Source organism: Bradyrhizobium sp. CCBAU 51627 (assembly GCF_028128765.1).
In the GTDB taxonomy this organism is placed as follows: Bacteria; Pseudomonadota; Alphaproteobacteria; order Rhizobiales; family Xanthobacteraceae; genus Bradyrhizobium.
Window position 1 is genome coordinate 1 of record NZ_LBJG01000024.1, and the last position, 21952, is coordinate 21952.

25 protein-coding genes are annotated in these 21952 nt (G+C 63.5%); 21 read left to right on the plus strand and 4 right to left on the minus strand.

Annotated features, from left to right (window positions below; translation table 11 throughout):
* Positions 1-185: 185 nt before the first annotated feature.
* From XH88_RS14945 to XH88_RS14960, 4 genes are all read right to left on the minus strand, one after another.
* Positions 186-821: a MarR family winged helix-turn-helix transcriptional regulator gene (locus XH88_RS14945; RefSeq protein ID WP_271669070.1), complete on the minus strand. Its 636-nt coding sequence runs from the start codon at positions 819-821 to the stop codon at positions 186-188.
* Between the two features lie 848 nt (positions 822-1669).
* Positions 1670-2995, minus strand: coding sequence for a flagellar protein export ATPase FliI (fliI, locus tag XH88_RS14950; protein WP_271669071.1), 1326 nt, complete (start codon positions 2993-2995; stop codon positions 1670-1672).
* Positions 2996-3031: 36 nt separating this feature from the next.
* Positions 3032-3760 (minus strand): flagellar basal-body rod protein FlgF, encoded by a 729-nt coding sequence (gene flgF / locus XH88_RS14955; protein ID WP_271669072.1) that lies wholly within the window; start codon positions 3758-3760, stop codon positions 3032-3034.
* Between the two features lie 3 nt (positions 3761-3763).
* On the minus strand, positions 3764-4555 hold the full coding sequence (locus XH88_RS14960; RefSeq protein WP_271669073.1) for a DUF1217 domain-containing protein: 792 nt from the start codon (positions 4553-4555) through the stop codon (positions 3764-3766).
* Between the two features lie 141 nt (positions 4556-4696).
* On the opposite strand from XH88_RS14960, the gene motA reads away from it, so the two are divergent.
* The 21 genes from motA to XH88_RS15065 all read left to right on the plus strand — a co-directional run bounded on the left by motA (position 4697) and on the right by XH88_RS15065 (position 21945).
* Positions 4697-5593, plus strand: coding sequence for a flagellar motor stator protein MotA (motA, locus tag XH88_RS14965; RefSeq protein ID WP_271669074.1), 897 nt, complete (start codon positions 4697-4699; stop codon positions 5591-5593).
* Positions 5590-6531: a flagellar motor switch protein FliM gene (locus tag XH88_RS14970; RefSeq protein ID WP_271669075.1), complete on the plus strand. Its 942-nt coding sequence runs from the start codon at positions 5590-5592 to the stop codon at positions 6529-6531. Before motA ends, XH88_RS14970 begins: the two co-directional genes overlap by 4 nt.
* Complete coding sequence (locus XH88_RS14975; RefSeq protein WP_271669076.1) at positions 6512-6826, plus strand: hypothetical protein; 315 nt, start codon at positions 6512-6514, stop codon at positions 6824-6826. The genes XH88_RS14970 and XH88_RS14975 overlap by 20 nt, the downstream gene beginning before the upstream one ends.
* A 75-nt stretch (positions 6827-6901) precedes the next feature.
* Positions 6902-7276: a flagellar motor switch protein FliN gene (gene fliN / locus XH88_RS14980; RefSeq protein WP_209958583.1), complete on the plus strand. Its 375-nt coding sequence runs from the start codon at positions 6902-6904 to the stop codon at positions 7274-7276.
* A 2-nt stretch (positions 7277-7278) separates the two neighbouring features.
* Positions 7279-8319, plus strand: coding sequence for a flagellar motor switch protein FliG (locus XH88_RS14985; protein ID WP_271669077.1), 1041 nt, complete (start codon positions 7279-7281; stop codon positions 8317-8319).
* 13 nt (positions 8320-8332) lie between these two features.
* The gene (gene flhB, locus XH88_RS14990; protein WP_271669078.1) at positions 8333-9418 is read left to right on the plus strand and encodes a flagellar biosynthesis protein FlhB; all 1086 of its coding nucleotides are present in this window, start codon (positions 8333-8335) and stop codon (positions 9416-9418) included.
* A gap of 64 nt (positions 9419-9482) precedes the next feature.
* Positions 9483-9884 carry a flagellar basal body rod protein FlgB gene (flgB, locus tag XH88_RS14995; RefSeq protein WP_271669079.1) on the plus strand — a complete coding sequence of 134 codons (402 nt, stop codon included), beginning with the start codon at positions 9483-9485 and terminating at the stop codon, positions 9882-9884.
* Positions 9885-9895: 11 nt separating this feature from the next.
* Positions 9896-10312, plus strand: a complete 417-nt coding sequence (gene flgC, locus XH88_RS15000) for a flagellar basal body rod protein FlgC (protein ID WP_271669080.1) — start codon at positions 9896-9898, stop codon at positions 10310-10312.
* A gap of 2 nt (positions 10313-10314) precedes the next feature.
* Positions 10315-10644, plus strand: a complete 330-nt coding sequence (locus tag XH88_RS15005) for a flagellar hook-basal body complex protein FliE (RefSeq protein ID WP_271669081.1) — start codon at positions 10315-10317, stop codon at positions 10642-10644.
* An 18-nt stretch (positions 10645-10662) separates the two neighbouring features.
* Positions 10663-11454 (plus strand): flagellar basal-body rod protein FlgG, encoded by a 792-nt coding sequence (gene flgG, locus XH88_RS15010; protein WP_209958573.1) that lies wholly within the window; start codon positions 10663-10665, stop codon positions 11452-11454.
* A 13-nt stretch (positions 11455-11467) separates the two neighbouring features.
* Positions 11468-11944: a flagellar basal body P-ring formation chaperone FlgA gene (flgA, locus tag XH88_RS15015; RefSeq protein WP_271669082.1), complete on the plus strand. Its 477-nt coding sequence runs from the start codon at positions 11468-11470 to the stop codon at positions 11942-11944.
* Positions 11941-13071, plus strand: a complete 1131-nt coding sequence (gene flgI / locus XH88_RS15020) for a flagellar basal body P-ring protein FlgI (RefSeq protein WP_271669083.1) — start codon at positions 11941-11943, stop codon at positions 13069-13071. Before flgA ends, flgI begins: the two co-directional genes overlap by 4 nt.
* Positions 13072-13138: 67 nt before the next feature.
* Positions 13139-13900, plus strand: coding sequence for a MotE family protein (locus tag XH88_RS15025; protein ID WP_271669084.1), 762 nt, complete (start codon positions 13139-13141; stop codon positions 13898-13900).
* A complete protein-coding gene (flgH, locus tag XH88_RS15030; RefSeq protein ID WP_271669085.1) occupies positions 13901-14596 on the plus strand; it encodes a flagellar basal body L-ring protein FlgH in 696 nt (231 codons plus the stop codon). It abuts the gene before it with no gap.
* 30 nt (positions 14597-14626) lie between these two features.
* Positions 14627-15070, plus strand: coding sequence for a flagellar basal body-associated FliL family protein (locus XH88_RS15035; RefSeq protein WP_271669086.1), 444 nt, complete (start codon positions 14627-14629; stop codon positions 15068-15070).
* Positions 15067-15807: a flagellar type III secretion system pore protein FliP gene (gene fliP, locus XH88_RS15040; RefSeq protein ID WP_271669087.1), complete on the plus strand. Its 741-nt coding sequence runs from the start codon at positions 15067-15069 to the stop codon at positions 15805-15807. Before XH88_RS15035 ends, fliP begins: the two co-directional genes overlap by 4 nt.
* A gap of 239 nt (positions 15808-16046) precedes the next feature.
* Positions 16047-16952, plus strand: coding sequence for a flagellin N-terminal helical domain-containing protein (locus XH88_RS15045; RefSeq protein WP_271669088.1), 906 nt, complete (start codon positions 16047-16049; stop codon positions 16950-16952).
* 271 nt (positions 16953-17223) lie between these two features.
* On the plus strand, positions 17224-18132 hold the full coding sequence (locus XH88_RS15050; RefSeq protein ID WP_271669089.1) for a flagellin N-terminal helical domain-containing protein: 909 nt from the start codon (positions 17224-17226) through the stop codon (positions 18130-18132).
* A gap of 288 nt (positions 18133-18420) precedes the next feature.
* Entirely contained in the window at positions 18421-19329 is a 909-nt protein-coding gene (locus XH88_RS15055) for a flagellin N-terminal helical domain-containing protein (RefSeq protein WP_271669090.1), read from the plus strand.
* Between the two features lie 295 nt (positions 19330-19624).
* The gene (fliF, locus tag XH88_RS15060) at positions 19625-21250 is read left to right on the plus strand and encodes a flagellar basal-body MS-ring/collar protein FliF (RefSeq protein WP_271669091.1); all 1626 of its coding nucleotides are present in this window, start codon (positions 19625-19627) and stop codon (positions 21248-21250) included.
* Complete coding sequence (locus XH88_RS15065; RefSeq protein WP_271669092.1) at positions 21247-21945, plus strand: hypothetical protein; 699 nt, start codon at positions 21247-21249, stop codon at positions 21943-21945. Before fliF ends, XH88_RS15065 begins: the two co-directional genes overlap by 4 nt.
* The last annotated feature ends 7 nt before the right edge of the window (positions 21946-21952 follow it).

Here is a 21952-nt window from a genome sequence, read left to right on the forward strand (position 1 = left end):
CCGGTCTTCCCTGCGCCCTCTTGGATCAGAGGGCGGCGAGATCAAGCAAAGCTCGGGCGAATTGAGCCGCGAGGCTGCGAAGGCGCGTCTGCGCCTGCCCACTCGCTGTCATCGCCCGCGAGGTGTTGCTGCGCTCGCAATGACGAAGGGAAGGAAACGTCAGGCACAGGTCGTAACGAGCCGCCTCAACCCTGGCTTGCCACGCGCGCGCGATCGAAATGCTCCTCGATCTTGGGACGGTCGCGGGTGCGCTCGAAGCTCGTGCAGAGCAGCTCCGTCTCCTCGAGCGAGACGGGGGCGCGGTACAGCCGGCACGTGAATTCGGCGGCGGTGCGTGCCTTGCCCGTACCCGGGCTGCGCTCGGCCAGGAACATGCAATCGCGGCAGATGCTGGCATCGAGCCGCTGATGGGCTGCATCGAGATGGTTGAGAATCTCGCGAAGCGAGTCGCGCAACCTGATGCACTCCTCGGTGCCGAGCGAATTGACCGCATTGACCACATGATTGATCGGATCGTGCTGGCTCAGGCATTTCTCACCCTGCGGCGTGACGTGCAGCACGACGGAGCGCTTGTCCTCCTGCGACGGTTTGCGCACCAGGAAGGACTTGCTCTCCAGCGTCTTGACGATCTGCGACGCAGTTGCCCTCGTCGCGCCGATGAATCCGGCGAGCGCCGACGGTGTGCGCGAGAAGCGATTGGCGCGCCCGAGAAAGCGCAGTGCCATCCACTCCCGATCGCGCAACCCGTGCTGATTGCCTTCGAAATACCAAGCTCGGGCCGCCTGGACCAGCAGCTCGACTGCTTCGCGTGCCGACGACATGAATTCCTACCTCGCTCCGGGAATCGCGTGTGCGGCATCCCGAAGCCGCTTTCCGCCGTGGCCCACCAGGGTCTCACGAGATGCCGGATGCTCAGCGATGTCCAACGCGTGCTTCGTGCCCGGCTTCAGCACGAAGGCTTGGACTGCAAGGCATTCGACTTGGACAAATGAGCGTCGCAGGAGTCTGCGCGAGAAACGAGACCGACGGCGTGCCAACCGCAGAGCCGTTGAACGAAAGCCCGAGCTGCCGTCACTGCTGGACGATGGATCGGAGTGGTTCAACCGAAGCCCCTGAGTTCAAAACACACGCAGACGTTTCTTATGTTCGATCGAAACGATGAATGAGCTTCTCAACAAAATCAAGTCAAGACAGTCATGCAGTCCGGGTGTCGTTGCAGCGGAATGTAAAGTTCAAGGCAATCGCCCTCTTCGGGACACGTGATGGTGAACGCCATGCCTAAAAGCCGGCATGCACGTAGTTCTACGCTTGCCTGATTGCACGGATATTGCTGTTCGTGTTGATGCAACCTGAGCAAAGCTTGTGCACGACGGGCGAGTGGATCACGAATTCATCCACAACTTCCACGTTCTGCTGTCAGAGGCGCCTGGAATACGGCAGGAGAACTCGCAAGGATTGCACGCGGAGGTTGTTGCGATGTCGTGCCCGGCTATCGCGCACACGTCGGCTTGCGTCCGATGCGGGGCGCCTCACCCGAATGGCTGAGATCGGCGTCGCGAACATTGGGGACAATCCAACGCGTGCGCCGCTCACGCGCGGTGATGACATGCATCCGTCATACGCGACGATGCCCGCTCACGCCGGCTCGCCGCGCTCCTCGTTCCTGCCGCTAGTCGCCCTTGAGCATGTCCCTGAGCTCGCGGAACGGATCGGCGCTCGGCGGAGCGGAGGCGTCTTGCCGCATCGCGTTGTAGATTCGCGGGACCATGTCGATGGCCTGGTCGAGCCCCGAATCACGCCCCGACTGGTATCCGCCCATCAGGCGGAGGTCGCGCGTGTCCTCGTATTTGGCGATCAGGGTGCGCAATTTGCTCACCAGCTCGCGTTCTTCGGGGTCCCAGACGTTGTGGGCGAGGCGGGAGACCGAGGCCAGCACGTCCACGGCGGGATAGCGCGTCTGGTCGGCAATGTGCCGGGAGAGCACGATATGCCCGTCCAGCGTGCTGCGGATGGTGTCGGCGATCGGCTCGTTGTGGTCGTCGCCGTCGACCAGCACGGAGAAGATGCCGGTGATGGTCCCGGATCCCTCCTCGCCGGGCCCGGCGCGCTCCAGCAGACGCGGAAGGTCCGTGAAAACAGTCGGGGCGTAGCCGCGCGCGACCGCGGGCTCGCCGGCCGCGAGTGCGACCTCGCGGGCGGCGTGGGCGAAGCGGGTGATCGAATCGACCACGAGCAGCACCGATTCGCCGCGGTCGCGGAAATATTCGGCCACCGCCATCGCGGTCTTCGGTGCCAGCCGGCGCATCATCGGGCTTTCATCGCCCGTCGACACGATGGTGACCGCGCGGTTGCGGTCGTTGCCGAACACGTCCTCGATGAATTCGCGCACCTCACGGCCGCGCTCGCCGACCAGCGCGAGCACCACGGTGTCAAAGCCCTGGCTGCGGGCGAGCATCGCGAGCAGCGTCGATTTGCCGACACCAGAGCCGGCGAAGATGCCGACGCGCTGGCCGGCGCAGATCGGGGCGAACAGGTCGATGACGCGGACGCCGGTGCGCAGCGGCTTGTGAACGCGCGCCCGCCTCATGGCCGGCGGTGCCTCCGTCTCGGCCGAAACGGCCCGCGAGCCCGGCGTGAGAGGGCCCATTCCATCCAGTGGTGCGCCGAGCGCGTTGATGACGCGGCCCTTCCAGCTCGGATCCGGCGCGAACGACAAGGCCGGCATGCGATAGGCGACCGAGCCGAGCCCGCCGGCGAATTGCCGATCGAACGGCTTGGCGACGATGCCGTCGCTGTCGATCCGCACCACCTCGCCGATCTGGGGCTTGCCGGCGGAGTTGACGCCGATCAGCTCGCCGAGCTTGACCGAACGCGACAGGCCGGAGACGCGGAAATGCGTCGGCGCGATCTCGGAGATTGCGCCGCTGATGCTTGCCAGTGGCGTACTCTGCTGAAGTTCGAGCAGCGCCCATTCAAGTTGGCGAAGAGCGTTCAAGGAAACCGTCCACCCAAATTACGCGCGACGCGCAGTCTACTTGCTGGGATCGCCCAGCGTCTGAATTGCATTCCGGAGCGTGCTCTCCGTGCCGTCGATCAGCGAGTTTGTGCTGTCGAAAGCGCGCGAGGCCGACATCAGCTTCGTCAATTCCATCATCGGATTGGCGCCGGAGCCCTCGACATAACCCTGCTTGAACCCGTCCCGGCTGAAATCGGCAATGGCGGTGGCGGGCCGGTCGGGCGTGACGCCGGAATTGCCGTAGCGATCGAGACTGGCGTCGGGGGGAATGTTGAACAGGCCGATGGTGCCGATCTCGTTGTTGTCCTGGGTGATCGCACCGCTACGCGAGATCGAGACCGGACCGCCGTTCGGATCGAGCGTGAGCTGCGCGCCGCCGGAGTCGATGACCGGGAAGCCCGACACCGTCTGAAGGTCGCCATTGGGGGCGATCTGGAGCCGGCCGTCGCGGGTATAGACCGTGCCGTTGGGACCGGCGAAGGCGATCCAGCCCTGTCCGACCACGGCGACGTCGAGTGGGTTGCCGGTCTCGGTGATGTTGCCCTGCTCGCGCGAGATGATGTTCTCGCCGGGCGAGGAGAACGCGACCGGGTTCGCGGCAGCCTTCGAGAGCACCGTCTCGAATTTCACCACGTCGGTGCGAAAGCCCGATGTGTTGACGTTGGCGACGTTGTTGGCGATCGTCTGGAGACGCTTCTCGATCGCGACCTGCGCCGACAATCCCACGTAAAGAGCCGATTGCATGGCTTACCTGTTGAACTTGATGTTCTGAAGTGTCGTGAGCATATTGGTGTCCATGCTGGCCGACCCTGCCGACGCGCCGGTGATCAGGACCAATGCGGGATTGGTCGAGGTGTCACTCTGGGCCTGGGTCGCATCCCACATCGCCGCGAAACGCTGCACGAATTTGGTGACCTTGGCCGGGTCCTTGAAATCGGCGAGATCGATGTTCTTCGTGATCATCTTGGCCTGGGAATCGATGTCACCCGAGCTGACGGTCGACGACCAGCCAAGCGCGGTCTGCACCACCTGGGTCAGGGCCTTGTCGGCGAGGATCTGGTAGGCATTGGTGATCGAGGAGGCCTTGCGGGTGAAATAGAGCGCGAGCCGCAGGCCCTCGTTCTGGTCGCCGGCGTTCTGCTCCATCGTCTGCGTGACGTATTGGGTGGCCGTGCCGGTGGTCGCCGCGGTGGTGGAGGTTGCGTTGGCGCCGTTCGCCGCGAAATTGAAAGCCGTGGCGAACTCGCGGTAGCGGGAGTCGCTCAGCTTGTTGGCGAAGGCGTCCTTGCTCGAGACACCTTCGGTCAGGACCTTCCGCATGAAGGCCTTGGCGTAGGTCATGTCGCTGAGGCCGTAGGCCTTCATTGCATAGGAGTAGAGCCGGTAGTCCGCCAGGAAGTCGTCGATCGTCTTCACGTTGCCGATATGGCTCAGGAAGTAGTCGGTCTCGCGGCTGACATCCGGCTCAGTCGCGACCTGGGTCATCGACTTGCCCATATTGCTCGTTATTCTGGTGTAGTCCGCGATGGTCGATAGCATGGCACGCGCCCCTTTGGCCGTCGTTGCGACCTCGTCCAAGCTGCCGCGAATTGCTTGCGCGGGGCTGTCGATCCCCAAGCCAGCTTCACGCAAGGCTCGCCCACTAGATATTGCCGGTGGGATCGGCGATGGAGTGGCGGGTTGCTCAGTTTCGTGGGGATTTTCATCACGGTGGTGGCACTGCTCGGCGGATTTGCCGCCATGGGCGGCCATCTGGCCGTGCTCATGCAGCCGTGGGAATTCGTGATCATCATGGGCACGGCGGTCGGCACCTTCATCGTGGCCAATCCCTGGAAAACGGTCGTGGATACCGGGGTCGCCTGCATGCAGGCCATCACCGGCGCGGTGCCGGGTGAGCGCTATTATCTCGATCTGCTCGGAGCGCTTCACGCCCTGATGCGCGAGCTGCGCGGCAAGGGCCGCAACGAGGTCGAGGCGCATATCGACGATCCTTCGTCATCGGAGATCTTCAAAGCGTTTCCGAGCGTGCTCGGCGATCCCGCGCTGCTCCAGTTCATCTGCGACTATGTCCGCCTCATCATCATGGGCAACGCGCGAACGCACGAGATCGAAGCGCTGATGGATGAGGAGATTCATACCATCGTGAAGAGCAAGCTGACGCCGTATCATTCGCTGGTGACGGTTTCAGAGGCGCTGCCGGCGCTCGGTATTGTCGCCGCCGTGCTCGGTGTCATCAAAGCCATGGGTGCGCTCGATCAGTCGCCGAAGCTGCTCGGCGGCTTCATCGGTGCGGCGCTGGTCGGCACCTTCGCCGGCATCTTCCTGTCATACGGAATCATTTCCCCCTTCGCGCTGAAGATCAAAATGACGCGCGAGAAGAAGTGCCGGCCCTACATCATCGTCAAGCAAACGCTCCTGGCGTTCATGAACGGCGCGATGCCGCAGATCGCCGTCGAGCACGGCCGCAAGATGATCGCAAGCGGCGAGCGGCCGTCGATCGACGTTGTCGAGAACGAGACCATCGCAGGTCCCAAGGCCGTCGTTACCGAGGCTGAACCCAAGGCTGCACGCGCATGACGATGGAAGACGTCGAGGTCGATCAGCGAAAGCAGCTGCCGAACTATCTGCTGGACGCGGCGGGCATCTCGATCGAACGCATGCCGATGCTCAATGTGATCTTCGATCGCATGGCGGCATCGTGCACGGACAGCTTGCAGCCGATGGCCGGCACGCCCTGCTACTTCTCGGTCAACGGCATCACCAACGACCGCGTCGGCGACATCATCAAGGACTATGAGGGCAATGCGGTCGCTGCCGTGCTCTACGCCGAGCAGTGGGACTCCCGCGTCATCATCGTGCTCGACCGCGACTTCGTGTTCACCATGGTCGAGGCGATGTTCGGCTCCGACGGTGCCGAGCCGCCGCTCGACGTCGAGCGTGCGTTCTCCAATATCGAGATCCGTCTGGTTCAGGCGCTGTTCGAGCGGTTCGCCAAGGCGCTGCAAACCGCTTTCGCGGGCACATCCAACGTCACCTTCCGTGTCGAACGGGTCGAGACCGCGATGGCGTCGCTGGCCATCGGGCGCAGCGGCAACATGTCGATCTGCGCGAATATCATGTTGCAGGCGCTCTATCGCGGCGGCCAGATGTTCCTGATCATTCCCCACTCGGCGCTCAACCCGCTCAGGCAGAAGCTGGCTCATGTCGTCGTCAGTGAGGGCGGCGCGGCCGATCCGCGCTGGCGCGAGCAGATGGAGAGCGAAGTCAACCGGACCGAGGTGACGCTGAGCGCGGTGCTGGACGAGAAGATGATTTCCCTCGAGGACGTCGTGAAGTTCAGGGTCGGGCAGGTCCTGGAGCTCGAGGCGACGCCGCGCACGCTTGCGCGGCTGGAGAGCAACAACCAGGTGTTGTTCTGGTGCCAGATCGGCCAGCTCGATGGCTACTACGCCATGCAGGTGGCAGATCCCGTCGATCAGAAGCGGGAGTTCGTCGATGATATCCTATCTCGTTGATGCGGTGTTGTTGATTGCGCTGGCCTTCACCAGCATGCGGGTGACCCGGATGCACCGCGAGCTGGCGAGGCTGCGCAGCTATCAGGGCGAGTTCTCGACCATCGTCCACGAAACCGCAGGCGCCTTCGACACGGTGATCAACGCGGCGCATGATTCCACCGCAAATTTGGGCCGGCTCGCCAACGTGCTGAGCACCAAGATCGACCAGGCTCACGAGGCGATCGCGGCGCTCGACGCGCGCAGTGGTCTCCTGCCCGCGGCGAGGGCGAGTGGCGCCGAGGTCAATAAACATTAGGGCCGGCACCGGCTGAAGAGACGGAACGGAACGTCGCGACGCTCCGGGAGCGGAAATACCAAGAGGCGATAACAAATGGCGCAATCCTTCGACTACGAGTCTGCAACCGCATCCGATGATGCCGAGACGTCTTCGCTGGAGCGGCTGGCGGAGATCGCCGCCCGCACGGCCGAGGAGACCGGCAAGTTCGCCAATGTCGATGCCATTCTTCGCATTCCCGTCACCATGCAGGTGGTGCTGGGGTCGGCGACGATCCCGGTCGCGAACTTGATGAAGCTCGGCCGCGGTGCCGTGGTTCCGCTGGATCATCGTGTCGGCGAGCCCGTCGATGTCGTGGTCAACGGCCGCGTCGTGGCCCGCGGCGAGGTGGTCGTCGTGGAAGAGGACAATTCCCGCTTCGGTGTGTCGCTGACCGAGATCGTCGGACCCCTGGGGCAGGGTGATTCCTGACCATGGCGGCACAGGTCGGCATCGCTCCCATCAAACAGCGAGGCGTTGCCACGCTGGGCGGAACGGAAAAGGTCGCGGCGCTGCTGCTGGCCATGGGCCGCCAGGCGGCCGCGAGCGTGCTTGCGCAGTTCGAGCCGCAAGACATTCGCATCGTCACCAAGGCCGCAGCCGAGCTGCGGCCGATCACGGCGCAGGAACTGGAGTCGATCGTCGAGGAGTTTGCCCAGCAGTTCTCGATGGGCGCGAATATTCTCGGTACGATCGGCGGCCTCGAAGCCGTGCTTGGCGATGTGCTTCCGGCCGACCAGGTCACTGCGATCATGTCGGACCTGCTCGGCAATTCGAGCCGCTCGGTGTGGGACCGCGTCTCGTCGGTGTCGGAAAACTCGCTGGCGACCTACCTCTCCAAGGAGCACCCGCAGACAGCGGCGCTGATCCTGTCCAAGGTCAAGCCGTCCTGCGCGGCCAAGGTGATGAGCCAGTTGCCGTCGAGCCTGCGCAACGAGCTGATGCGGCGCGTGCTCAGCCTCAAGCCGATCGTGGACGATGCGATGAAGGTGCTGGAGAAGACGCTGCACGAAGACCTGACGCTCAATTTCGCCCGCAACCTGGGGGCCGACACCTATGCCCGCGTCGCCGATATCATCAACAAGATGGAGCGCGGCCATATCGAGGATATGCTGAAGAGCCTGTCGGAAAAGCGGCCGAAGTCGGCCGAAGTGCTGAAGGAACTGCTGTTCACCTTCGATGATGTCGTCAACCTGACGCCGAAGGCACGTACCATGATCTTCGATCAGGTGCCGACCGACCGCATCGTGGTGGCGCTGAAGGGGACCGACAAGCAGTTCCGGGAGCTGATCCTGTCGTCGGTCGCCTCGCGCGTCCGTCGCGTCGTCGAGCACGAGCTCGCGATCGGCGAGCCGTCGAACCAGCGCGACGTGCTGGAGGCGCGCCGCGTGATCACCGACCTCGCGCTCGACCTCGCCGAAAAAGGTGAAATCGAGCTCAATCCCGAGCAGGAGGATGAGCTGGTCTTCCGCTGACCGCTGAACCGGCATGGCAGAGACATCCGACCAGGAGAGCAAAACAGAAGAGCCGACCGAGAAGAAAGTCCGCGATGCGCTCGAACAGGGCAAGATTCCGGTCTCTCGGGAGGCGTCCATGTTCGCATCCATGGCGGCACTGATGGTCATTCAGGCGTTCTTGATCGGGCAGGGCGTACAGCAGCTGACGCCGACCTTGATGGGCTTCCTCGATGATCCCGGCGGCTTTCGCCTCAGGACTGCTGCGGATGCGCAGAACCTGCTCACAGCAGTGGGCCTCGAGGCCTTGCGGTTCCTGGTGCCGCTGGTCGTGATCCTGGCGGTGTTCGGGCTGGCAGCCTCGCTGCTGCAGAATGCACCCCGTCTGGTGCTGGACCGCATCATGCCGGATTTCTCCCGGCTCTCACCCGTCAGTGGCTGGAGCCGCATCTTCGGCACGCAAGGCCTCGTGGAGTTCGCCAAATCGCTGTTCAAGCTTGCCTCGGTGACATCGGTCGTCTGTTTCGTGCTGCGATCCTCGGAGGCGAGAGCGTTCGAGGCGATGTACACCGATCCGGTTGCGCTGCCCGAGATGATCCTCACCATTGCGATGCGGATCGTATCGGCGATCTGCATCGCGACGATCGTGCTGGTCGCGATCGACCTTGCCTGGGCACGCTTCCATTGGCGTCGCGAGCTGCGCATGACCAAGCAGGAGATCAAGGACGAGCACAAGCAGGCCGAGGGCGATCCGTTGATCAAGGCGCGCCTGCGTTCGCTGGCGCGCGACCGCTCCCGCCAGCGCATGATCGCATCCGCAGCACGCGCGACGCTGGTGATCGCCAACCCGACGCATTTCGCGATCGCGCTGCGCTACCAGCGCGAAGAGAATCCCGCACCGCTCGTGGTGGCCAAGGGCATGGATCTGGTCGCGCTTAAAATCCGCGAAGTCGCCGAGCAGAACAAGATCCCGGTGATCGAGAACAAGGCGCTCGCACGCGCGCTCTACGAGGCGGTGCAGGTCGATCAGGTGATCCCGGCCGAATTTTTCCGCCCTGTCGCCGAGATCATCTACTTCCTGCAGTCGAAGCAGGCGCCGCGGCCCGAGAAGGTCCGGTAGATTTCCGAGGATGATGCTTGGCGCAACAGCTTGACGAAAGCTTAACGCCCTAGGGTTCTTTGCAATGAACCATAATGGGGCCGTCGTGGGACCGCTTTATCTTTTCGAACTCGCATCGTCGCAAGCGCGCTGGCTCGAGCTTCGCCAGTCGACCATCGCCACCAACGTCGCCAATGCCAATACGCCGGGCTTCAAGGCGCGCGACGTCGAGCCGTTCAACAAGGTGCTCGATGGAATGCCGGTCCGGCTCGCGACGACGTCGCCCGCGCATATGCAGCTGTCTCCGGCGGAAACCGATACGCACGCAACCGCGAAGAAGGATAGCTGGGACGTCGTCCACTCCGGCAACTCCGTCAGCCTCGAGCAGGAGATGATCAAGGGCAGCGACGTCAATCGCGACTATTCGATGAATTCGGCGATCGTGCGGTCGTTCAATCGCATGATTATGACCGGTGCGAAGACCTGAGGTGACCTGACATGCTTGACGCTCTATCGGCCTCATTGACGGTCGCGAGCTCCGGGCTCGAAGCACAATCGACCCGCATGCGTATCGTCTCGGAAAACCTTGCCAATGCGAGCTCGACCGGACGCACGCCTGGCGCGGATCCGTATCAGCGCAAGACGATTACCTTCGATGCCGCGATGGATCGCGCTTCGGGCACGCAGCTGGCGAAGGTCAAGGAGATCGGGGTCGACACCACGCCCTATCGCGTCGAGTACGATCCGGGGCACCCCGCGGCGGACAAGGCCGGCTACGTCAAGATGCCCAACGTCAACATGATGATCGAGATGGCGGACATGCGAGAGGTCAACCGGTCGTATGAAGCGAATCTCCAGGTCGTGAAGCAGGTGCGGTCGATGCTCGGCATGACGATCGATCTCCTGAGGAGCTGACAATGCTTGAGGCAATTTCGTCCACCGCGATCACCGCAGGGCAGGCGGCCTCCCGGGCCACTGAAACACAGTCCATAGCGCCGACAGCCACGTCCGCGGTTCAATCAGCCAACGACCTCGGCTTCGATTCCGTGATGAAGCAGGTGACCACCGATGCGATCGGAACGCTGAAGGCGGGTGAGGCGGCCTCGATCTCGGCGATGCAGGGCAAGGAATCGACACGAAAGGTCGTCGAAGCGCTGATGTCTGCCGAGCAGGCCTTGCAGACGGCGGTCGCGGTCCGCGACAAGGTCGTGCAGGCGTACCAAGAAGTCGTTCGTATGTCGATTTGATCTGAAGGAGTGACGATCGTGAAATCGCTCGCCATCGCGGCTACGGGCATGAATGCCCAGCAGACCAATATCGAGGTCATCGCGAACAACATCGCCAACATCAACACCACGTCGTTCAAGCGCGCGCGTGCGGAGTTCACCGATCTGTTCTATCAGATGGATCGCATGCAGGGCGTCGCGAACGTCAACGGCTCCTCGCCGATCCCGGAAGGCGCCAATCTCGGCCTCGGCGTCAAGTCGGCCGCGATCCGCAAGCTGCACATCCAGGGCGCGCTCACGCAGACCGGTAATCCGTACGACCTGGCGATCAACGGCCGTGGCTGGTTCCAGGTGCTCGGCCCGAACAACGAGGTGCAGTATACCCGTGCGGGCTCGTTCAATACCAACGCCAACGGCCAGCTGGTGACCATGGATGGCTACCTGCTGGATCCCGCCATCACCGTCCCGCAGGGAACGGTGCAGGTCACCGTCAACCAGACCGGCCAGGTGTTCGCCAAGCTCGACACGGAAATCAATCCGCGGCAGATCGGCCAGCTCAACCTTGCCAATTTCGCCAACGAAGCCGGCCTCGAGCCGCTGGGCAGCAACCTCTATCGCGAAACCACGGCGTCAGGCACGCCGGTCGTCGGTCTCCCCGGCGACGCCGGCTACGGCAAGATCAATCAGCAATATCTCGAAGCCTCGAACGTCGATCCGGTCAAGGAAATCACCGAGTTGATCTCCGCCCAGCGCGCCTACGAGATGAATGCCAAGGTGATCCAGGCGTCGGACGACATGGCGCAGACGGTATCGAAGAATCTCAGTCGCTAGTTCCGGTGTGTCGATGTTGAACTGGGTGGGCCTGATCGCACGCGGGTTGGCCGCCGCGCTGCTGGTACTCGTCTCCGCGCGGCTTGCCGCGGCAGACGAGCGGCGGCTTCCCGTGCCGGCGGTGGCGATCCGTGCCGGCGAGCTGATCAAGAACGACATGATCACGGAGCGTAGCTTTGCGCCGAACGTGCTCGGTGTCGCCCTGTTCGTCGAAGGCCGTCAGGCCTTGGTTGGCCGCATGGCGCGGCGCGCGCTGCTGCCGGGGCAGCCGATCCCGACCAATTCGGTGGAAGATCCCTGGACCATCGCCCGTGGCGCCACGGTCAAGGTCGTCGTCGAAGACTCGGGCCTGTCAATCGTGACCTACGGCGCAGCCATGCAATCCGGTGCGCCGGGCTCGCTCATCACCGTGCGGAACACCGACACGGGTGTGATCATCAGGGCGATCGTCCAGGCGGACGGCACTGTCAAGGTCGCGGATGGGTCATGACCAGACTCCTGCTCGCGCTCGTCCTCATTCTTTCCGCCGCCAGCGCCCAGGCCGCCGTCCGCATCAAGGACATCGCTGATATCAAAGGGCTGCGTGAAAACCAGATCGTGGGTTACGGCCTGGTCATCGGTCTCAACGGTACCGGCGACACCCTGCGTAACGCACCGTTCACGGAACAGTCCCTCCAGTCGATGCTCGAAAACATGGGCATCAATGTTCGGAACGAGACCACCAGCACCACCAATCCGCCACGCCCGACGACTCTGCGCACGCGCAACGTCGCGGCCGTGATGGTGACCGCGGATCTGTTGCCGTCGATCGGGCCGGGCGAACGGATGGACGTGACGGTGTCGTCGCTCGGAGATGCAACGTCGCTGCTCGGCGGCACGCTGGTGATGACGTCGCTGCGCGCCGCCGACGGCGCGGTCTACGCGGTGGCGCAGGGCGCGGTCACCGTCGCCGGTTACAGCGTCGGGGGCCAGGCCCAGAACCTCAGTCAGGGCACGCCGACGGCGGGCCGCATTCCGAATGGCGCGCTGGTCGAGCGCGAGATGCAGGGAAGCCTCCATGAAATGGAATTCCTGGTGCTGGAGCTGAAGAACCCCGACTTCGTCACCGCGACGCGAATCCTGGATGCCGTCAATCGCTATGCGGGCGGCCGCTATCGTTCCCAGATCGCCTTCGAGCGTGACTACCGAACCATCGTGCTGTCCAAGCCGCGCTATGTCGGTCCGGTCCGCTTCCTCGCCGAGATCGGGGAGCTGACCGTCGAACCCGACACACCGGCGCGAGTGGTGATCAACGAACGCACCGGCACCGTGGTGATCGGACGCGACGTGCGGATTTCGACCGTCGCCGTCACGCATGGCAATCTGACGGTCCGCGTCACCGAGCTGCCCGTGGTGTCGCAACCGGCGCCGTTCTCGCAGGGCCAGACGGTCGTCGTGCCCCAGACGGTCGTCGAGGCCAACGAAGCCGGATCGCAGGTGGCGATCCTGAGCGGCGTCGATCTCCAGCGCCTCGTGCGCGGGTTGAATCAGATCGGACTGAAGCCGTCCGGCATCATCGCGATCCTTCAGGCGATCAAGACAGCTGGCGCGTTGCAGGCTGAAGTCATCGTGCAATGATGCATAAGCGTCGTGCAAGCTTGGTCGCTCAATGCTCTGGTCTCGACCGAGAATCGCACGCCACCCGATGCTGAAGCTGGATCACAAAGCGCAACTCCTTCTCCTCGTCGCGACGTTCGCGCTCGCGGCCGGATCGCCGGCGCTGGCGCTGGACGAGCCGAAGCCATCGAGGCCGCTCAATTTGCTTTCCTTCGCACGCGCCCGCGCGCCCGGGCCGCAGAAGCCGCACGCACCGGCTCCGGGCGATAACACACGGGCAACGGCCTGGGTGGCCGAGGATACGGGGGGCGCGATCACCGGCGCCGTGCCGGCGTCGGAAGCACCGCCGCCTGCAGCGGCTCCCGCGCCCGTGCCGACGCGTCCGGCGAAGCCCGGCAGTGTCGCGGCGCCGCCGAGGCCGGCGCCCGCGCAAGCGGTCGCGCCCACCGACAACGAGGTTGCGCTGTTCTGCAGCAACGTGGCCGATCCCGCCGTCGATGCCAGGCTCGCCTGGCAATTGAAAGAGCTGGAAAAGGCCGAGAGCCAGCTGCGGGAGCGGATCGCCGAAGTCGAGGCCAAGCGGGCCGAATACGAGAAATGGATGGCGCTGCGCGACGACTTCCTGAAGAAGGCCGAGGCGAGCGTCGTCGAGATCTATTCGCGCATGAAGCCGGACGCGGCCGCTACCCAGATCGCCGGAATGGCGGACGAGACCGCCGCCGCGGTGCTCGCAAAGCTCAGCCCCAGGAGCTCGAGCGCGATCTTCAATGAGATGGAAACGTCACGTGCCGCCCATCTCGCCGATCTGCTCGGTGGAATGCGTCGCGTGGACGACGGAAAGACCAAGTGAATGAAGAAGCCGATCCTCATCCTGTCGCTCGTGCTTCTTGCCGGATGCTCGCACGATCCCGCCGAGATCCTGACCGGCCCGCAGGTGTCTCCCGTCGGTAGCGGCTTGCGGTCGCAAGCCGATCCGATTCCGGTAACGCCACGCATCCGCACGCCCGTGAGCTATCGCTCGACCTGGGACGACGGCACCGATCTGTACCGCGATCCGCGCGCCCGGCACACCGGCGACGTCGTGACGGTGATCATCTCGATGCAGGACAAGGCGAAGCTCGACAACAAGACCGGTCGTTCGCGCGATTCGCAGATCAAGTTCGGGCTCGACTGGCTGATGAATGTCGCCGGATGGAGCGACACAGGCCAAGCCAACGCCAACCTCTCGACCAATACCCAGATCAAAGGCAACGGCCAGATCGACCGCGCCGAAGACATCAAGCTCTCGATCGCCGCCATCGTCACCGACGTGTTGCCGAACGGAAACATGATGATCAGCGGCTCGCAGGAATTCAAGGTCAACACGGAAATGCGCGTGCTCAACGTCGGCGGCATCGTGCGTCCGCGCGACATCTCGCGAGGCAATACGATCTCCTACGAAAAGATCGCCGAGGCGCGCGTGTCGTACGGCGGTCGCGGAAATCTGTCTGACGTGCAGCAGCCGGGATGGGGACATCGGATCTATGATGCCGTGGCACCGTTCTGAGGCTGGCGCGCCGTGCGAGCAGGGGGCGTCATGCGCCTGATTGCAGCCATCGTCGTGCTGACTCTGGTCGCGATCGGCGCGGGCGCGCTTGCAGGCCTGCACCTGTTCGCCGCCGCCGAACGCGTCGCCGACGCGAGGAAAGGCGCCACACCGCCGCCGATCGCGTCGAGCTACGCCGGCAGCGCACGGCTCAGGAAGCTGTCGCCGATCGTGACCAATCTTGCAGCGCCAGCCAACAACTGGGCGCGGGTCGAGGCCTCCATGGTGACGGACAGCATGAGCGACGAGGATGCCGGCATCCTGGCCGCTCATATCAGCGAGGACATCGTCACCTATCTGCGGTCGGCCTCGGTCACGCAGTTCGAGGGCACGCGCGGGCTGCAGCATCTGCGCGACGATCTGTCCGAACGCGCCAGCATCCGCTCGTCCGGAAAGGTCCGAGAATTGATCATTGAGACGCTGGTGATCCAGTGAAATTGAGAGTCCTGCTACTCGCGTTCCTGCTGGTCGTACTGCCTGAGGTGGCGTTCGCCCAAATTCCGGACCTCAATTCGCTGCTGCCGCCGGGCAACGGCTCGACCAGCGGCCGCATCATCCAGCTGATGGCGCTGCTGACGGTGCTCTCCGTTGCACCGGGGCTGCTCATCATGGTGACGAGCTTCACGCGCTTCGCTGTCGCGCTGTCGTTCCTGCGCGCCGGCCTCGGCCTTCAGACGACGCCTCCGAACCTCGTGCTGATCAGCCTCGCGCTGTTCATGACCTTCTACGTCATGGCGCCGACTTTCGATCGCGCCTGGGAGACCGGGGTGCAGCCACTGATGAAGAACGAGATCTCGGAGGAGGAAGCCTACCTGAGGATCAGCGACCCCTTCCGAGAGTTCATGCTGGCACATGTCCGCGACAAGGACCTGCAGACGTTCGAGTCGCTTGCAGCGGAAAGCTTCCGCAAGAAGTTCGACGACAAGCGCATCGACATGCGCATCATCATTCCGGCCTTCATGATCTCCGAGCTCCGGCGCTCGTTCGAGATCGGATTCCTCATCATCCTGCCGTTCCTCGTCATCGACATGATCGTGGCGACGCTGACCATGTCGATGGGCATGATGATGATGCCGCCGTCGATCCTCGCATTGCCGTTCAAGGTGCTGTTCTTCGTGCTGATCGACGGCTGGAATCTGCTCGCCTCCGGGCTGGTGCGGTCGTTCTCGTAAGAGAGCATCGCCCTAATGATTGGTTAAGGTTATCAAGTAGTGATGTTAACCATATGATTTTACTATACAATTCCAGCTCGTATTAAGCCGGAAGCAAGATTCGGCGTGCTAGCAATGCAGCACGGCGGGTTGGACCCCACCCATATCAGTCCAAAGGCATGATGCCGCCCTGTCGTACCGGTGAAAGCCCGGTATGTCCCCTCGTGAAAATGTAACGCGTACATAAAGGGACATTCGCAATGTCAAGCCTGCTTACGAACTCGACTGCCATGACCGCTCTCCAGACCCTGCGGTCTGTGAGTTCGCAACTTGCCACCACCCAGACCCGGATCTCCACCGGCCAGCGCGTCTCGACCGCTTCGGACAACGCCGCCTACTGGTCGATCGCGACCTCGATGCGCGCCGACAACGCCGCGCTCTCCGCCGTCTCCGACTCGCTCGGTCTGTCGGCCGCGACCGTCGACACCGAGTACACCGCTTTGACCTCGGTCGTCGGTGACAGCAACGGCGGTTTGACCAAGCTGCAGTCGCTGCTGGTCGAAGCCAAGACGGCCGGTATCGACCGCACTAAGATCCAGGCGGACATCACCCAAATCCAGCAGCAGATGCAGGCGACCGCTTCCGCGGCGACCTTCAACGGCGTGAACTGGCTCAGCACCACGACGGCGACCCCGACGACGGTCGACCTGGTGTCGTCGTATTCCCGCGTCGGCAGCACGCCGACCACAGGTGCCATCACCCTGACCGTTGCCAACTACTCGCTCTATACCTCGTCCCAGGGCGGCATCCTGGACAAGGTGAGCGGCGGTGCGTCGGTCAACACGATCGACATCAGCACGCTGACCGACTCGGCGGCTGACCAGACGACGCTCACCGGCTACATCACGCAGGTCACCGCTGCGATCAACTCGGTGGCGTCGGCCGCAGCCGATCTCGGCGCCGTCAAGAACCGTATCTCGACCAATACGGACTTCGTGAAGTCGCTGATGGACTCGGTGAGCCGCGGTATCGGCCAGCTCGTCGACGCCGACATGAACCAGGAGTCCACCCGCCTGTCGGCCCTCCAGGTCCAGCAACAGCTCGGCGTTCAGGCGCTCTCGATCGCCAACAGCAGCAGCCAGAGCATCCTGTCGCTGTTCCGCTAAGCCTGAAAACCATCTGAGGGGGCCGCGCTTCGCGAGAAGCGCGGCCCTTTCGTTTGACGTGGCGTCGCGCGAACGCCGCAAATTGCGTGGCCCTGTTGCAATCAAGGCACAGAGCCACAAGCCTCGCACAAGCTTCGCGCGTTACGGTCGCCGTACGACAGGTTGGGCCCTAACCGGTTTTCCCGCAGCCCAAAGGCATGACGCCGCCCTGTCGTACCGGTGCAAGTCCGGTATGTCCCCAAATCAAATCGATCTTCAAAGGGACATCAAAATGGGTTCAAGCCTTCTCACCAACTCCGCTGCAATGACCGCGCTGCAGACCCTGCGCAACGTCAGCTCCAGCCTCCAGACCACCGAAAACCGGATTTCGACCGGCCAGCGCGTCGCCACCGCTTCGGACAACGCTGCCTACTGGTCGATCGCGACCTCGATGCGCGCCGACAACGCCGCGCTCTCCGCCGTCTCCGACTCGCTCGGTCTGTCGGCCGCGACCGTCGATACCGAATATACCGCTCTGACCTCCGTTGTCGGTGACAGCACCGGCGGTCTCACCAAGCTGCAGGCGCTGCTGGTCGAAGCCAAGACCGCCGGTATCGACCGCACCAAGATCCAGGCCGACATTACCCAGATCCAGCAGCAGATGAAGGGTACCGCCGGTGCGGCAACCTTCAACGGCGTGAACTGGCTGAGTACGACGACGGCGACGCCGGCGACCTTCGACCTGGTGTCGTCGTTCTCCCGCGTTGGTGGCACGCCCACCATCGGCTCCATCACCCTGACGATTGCCAACTACTCGCTCTATACCTCGTCCCAGGGCGGTATCCTGGACAAGGTCAGCGGTGGTGCTTCGGTCGACACGATCGACATCAGCACGCTGACTGACTCGGCGGCCGACCAGACCACGCTCACCGGCTACATCACGCAGGTCACCGCTGCGATCAACTCGGTGGCGTCGGCCGCCGCCGACCTCGGTGCCGTCAAGAACCGCATCGCGACCAACACCGACTTCGTCAAGACCTTGATGGACTCCGTGAATCGTGGTGTCGGTCAGCTCGTCGATGCCGACATGAACGCGGAATCCACCCGCCTCCAGGCGCTTCAGACCCAGCAGCAGCTCGGCGTTCAGGCGCTCTCGATCGCCAACCAGAACAGCCAGAGCATCCTGTCGCTGTTCCGCTAAGCCTGAAAACCATCTGAGGGGGCCGCGCTTCGCGAGAAGCGCGGCCCTTTTCATTTTGCTCTGCGTTGACTGTGCGCCAAGATCCTGGCTCGGCGCCTCGAATTCGCTCGCTTGGCTGTGGTCCGTCACTGAGCCACAAGCTTCGCACAAACTTCGCGTGCTATCGCCGCCGTTACGGCAGGTTGAGCGCGCTTCTCCGCAGCCCAAAGGCATGATGCCGCCCTGTCGTACCGGTGCAAGCCCGGTATGTCCCAACACATTCAATTCGTTTTCAAGGGGACGTCAAACATGAGTTCAAGCCTTCTCACCAACTCCGCTGCAATGACCGCGCTGCAGACCCTGCGCAACGTCAGCTCCAACCTCCAGACCACCGAAAACCGGATCTCGACCGGCCAGCGCGTCGCCACCGCTTCGGACAACGCCGCCTACTGGTCGATCGCGACTTCGATGCGCGCCGACAACGCCGCGCTCTCCGCCGTCTCCGACTCGCTCGGTCTGTCGGCCGCGACCGTCGATACCGAATACACCGCTCTCACCGCGGTTGTTGGCGACAGCAGCGGCGGTCTCACCAAGCTGCAGTCGCTGCTGGTCGAAGCCAAGACCGCCGGTATCGACCGCACCAAGATCCAGGCCGACATCACCCAGATCCAGCAGCAGATGAAGGCTACTGCCTCGGCGGCAACCTTCAACGGCGTGAACTGGCTGAGCACGACGACGGCGACGCCGGCGACTTTCGATCTGGTGTCGTCGTTCTCCCGCGTTGGTGGCACGCCCACCATCGGCGCCATCACCCTGACGATTGCCAATTACTCGCTCTATACCTCGTCCCAGGGCGGTATCCTGGACAAGGTCAGCGGTGGTGCGTCGGTCGACACGATCGACATCAGCACGCTGACCGACTCGGCGGCCGACCAGACCACGCTCACCGGCTACATCACGCAGCTCACCACTGCGATCAACTCGGTGGCGTCGGCCGCCGCTGACCTCGGTGCCGTCAAGAACCGCATCGCGACCAACACCGACTTCGTCAAGACCTTGATGGACTCCGTGACCCGCGGTGTCGGCCAGCTCGTCGACGCCGACATGAACGCGGAATCCACCCGCCTTCAGGCGCTTCAGACCCAGCAGCAGCTCGGCGTTCAGGCGCTCTCGATCGCCAACCAGAACAGCCAGAGCATCCTCTCGCTGTTCAAGTAAGCTTTCGGCATTAAACACGACCGTGCTCCCTCGGGAGCACGGTCTCGCCGTGACCGGCGGATGTAACGGCACATGATGTGCCCGCCATTGGCCTCCTGATCCTGACTTCTTGCTATGCGTGCTTCGCGCGGCAGTGAGCGCGCCCGCTTGTTGCCGTTGGACCGCTGGCGGCAGCCACGATTCCCGCAAAATTTGCAACGCCCTGCCTGCGAACTGACACATTCCTGTTTGCGCGCAACCTTCAGACAAGGTTGGCGGCGGAGTGTCCTGACCATTCGCATTGGTACGAGGTCACATGCTCAGTCGCGCGCAGCTACAGCAGCTGCTCAACAATCTGCTGGAACTTGGGCCGCGACGTCTGATGGCCCTGGGATTGATTGGCTTCGCGGTCCTCGTCACCGTGGTCGGGGGTGCCTATTATCTGAGCCGGCCTGAATTCGAATCTCTCTATACCGGCCTGACCCGCGAAGACGTGACACGCATTGGTGCTGCGCTGCGCGAGCAGAATATCGCGTTCGACGTGAACGCGGCCGGTGATACAGTCTCCGTGCGTCCGAGCCAGACCAGCCAGGCGCGAATGCTTCTGGCCGAGAAGGGCCTGCCGACCAGCGCCAATTCCGGCTACGAGCTGTTCGACAAGATCGGGTCGCTCGGGCTGACCTCCTTCATGCAGGAGGTGACGAAGCTTCGCGCGCTCGAAGGGGAGATCGCGCGCACCGTTCAGCTGATGAAGGGCGTCAAGGCGGCACGGGTCCATATCGTGATGCCAGTGCGTGGCTCGTTCCGCGCCACGCAGCAGCCGCCCTCCGCATCGGTCGTGCTGCGCACCGACGGCGCGATCGAGGCGCGCACGGCGCAGTCGATCCGCCATCTCGTCGCGGCCGCCATTCCCGGCATGACACGCGACAAGGTCACCGTGCTCGATGCCGACGGCTCGATGCTGCTGGCCGAGGAAGACGAGGCCAGCGCTGCGCCGACCAGGATGGCGAGCCTCCAGAAGACCGTCGGCGGCATGGTACAGGAAAATATCCGCAAGGCGTTGACGCCCTATCTGGGCCTGGACAATTTCGAGGTCAGCGTCGCACCGCAGCTCTCGACCGACAAGCGGCAGATCAACGAGACCGTTTACGATCCGGAGACCCGCGCCGAGCGCTCCGTTCGCAACGTCCGCGAAAACGAGAAGTCATCGAATGCAGATCGCTCGACGCCAACCACGGTGCAGCAGAACCTGCCCGATCAGCAGGTCAATGCCGGCGGCACCAAGAACTCCAGCGAGGACAAGACGCGCCGCGAGGACGTCACAAATTTCGAGGTCTCGTCCAAGACCACGACGACCGTAAGTGACGGTTACTCGGTCAAGAAGCTCTTCATCGCCGTGCTGGTCAATCGCGCAAGGCTCGTCGCCGACCTCGGCGACAAAACCAACCAGGCGATCGTCGATAGCAAGCTCGCCGAGATCAGCCAGCTCGCGGCGACCGCCGGTGGTCTGGACAAGACGCGCGGCGACCAGATCCAGGTGACCGCGGTCGACTTCGTCGAGGGCTCGCGCGATCTCGCGCCGGTGCCGCCGATCAGTTTCGTCGAGATGATGAACAAGCAGCTCGGCAGCGTCATCAACGCGGTGACGATCCTGGCGGTCGCCTCGATGCTGGTCTGGTTCGGGCTTCGCCCCGCGGTCAACGGCATCCTGACCCATCGCGCGCAGCAGGAGCAGACCGAGGCAATGGAGGCTGCTGAACTCGACTCTGCGGCGGCGCTCGCATTGGCGGACAGCCAGGATCCCGAGCTCAATCTCGTCGAGGATCTCGAAGGCAAGATGCAACGCACGCCGCAGAAGCGGCTGGAGCAGATCGTTCGCCTCGATCAGATGCAGGCGGCGGCAATCCTTAAAGACTGGATGCGACGCGAGGAGGCGGCATGAACGCGGCAATTGGAAAGCTCCTGACGCAATTCGACGCCAACGGTCGGGCCAAGTCGCCGCCGCCTCCGCCACTGAAGATCCAGGACGTTCTGGCAAGGAAGGAAATCCGGCGCGAGCCGCAATTGCCGCCGCAACATCAACCGCAGCGTCAGGAGCGCCAAGCGCAGTCGCAGCTTCAGCCGGCGCCGGCGGAAGCTGCATCGGCCAATCTCCTCGACGAGGCCTATCGCCGTGGCCATGCCGCCGGCCTTGCGGAAGGCGAAGCCAAGCTCGCCGAGGAGCGGGTCCGCAGCGCGATCCGGCTCGGCGAGGAACGGGCCAAATGGTCCGACCAGCAGGCGGTCGCGATCGTCAACGGCTTTGACGCAGCCTGTCGGGAGATCGAGAGCAACATCGCGAGCTCGGTTGCGCGGATCTTGCTGCCGTTCCTCGCTGAGGCGGTTCGCGACAAGGCGATCGGATCCCTGGTCGAGCAGATCTCGGCGCTGACTTCGAATTCTCCCGTGCCGGCGTTCCGCGTCACCGGCCCGGGCGAGCTCATCGATCTCGTCAGGACGCAACTCAATCGCGCCGGCCGCACCGGTGTCGAGTATCAGTCCGCCGACACCGTCGAGGTTCGCGTCCTCGCCGATCAGACCACGATCGAGACGCAGATCTCGACCTGGATGGATCGGTTGAAAGAGGCGCGCCGGTAGCTTCACC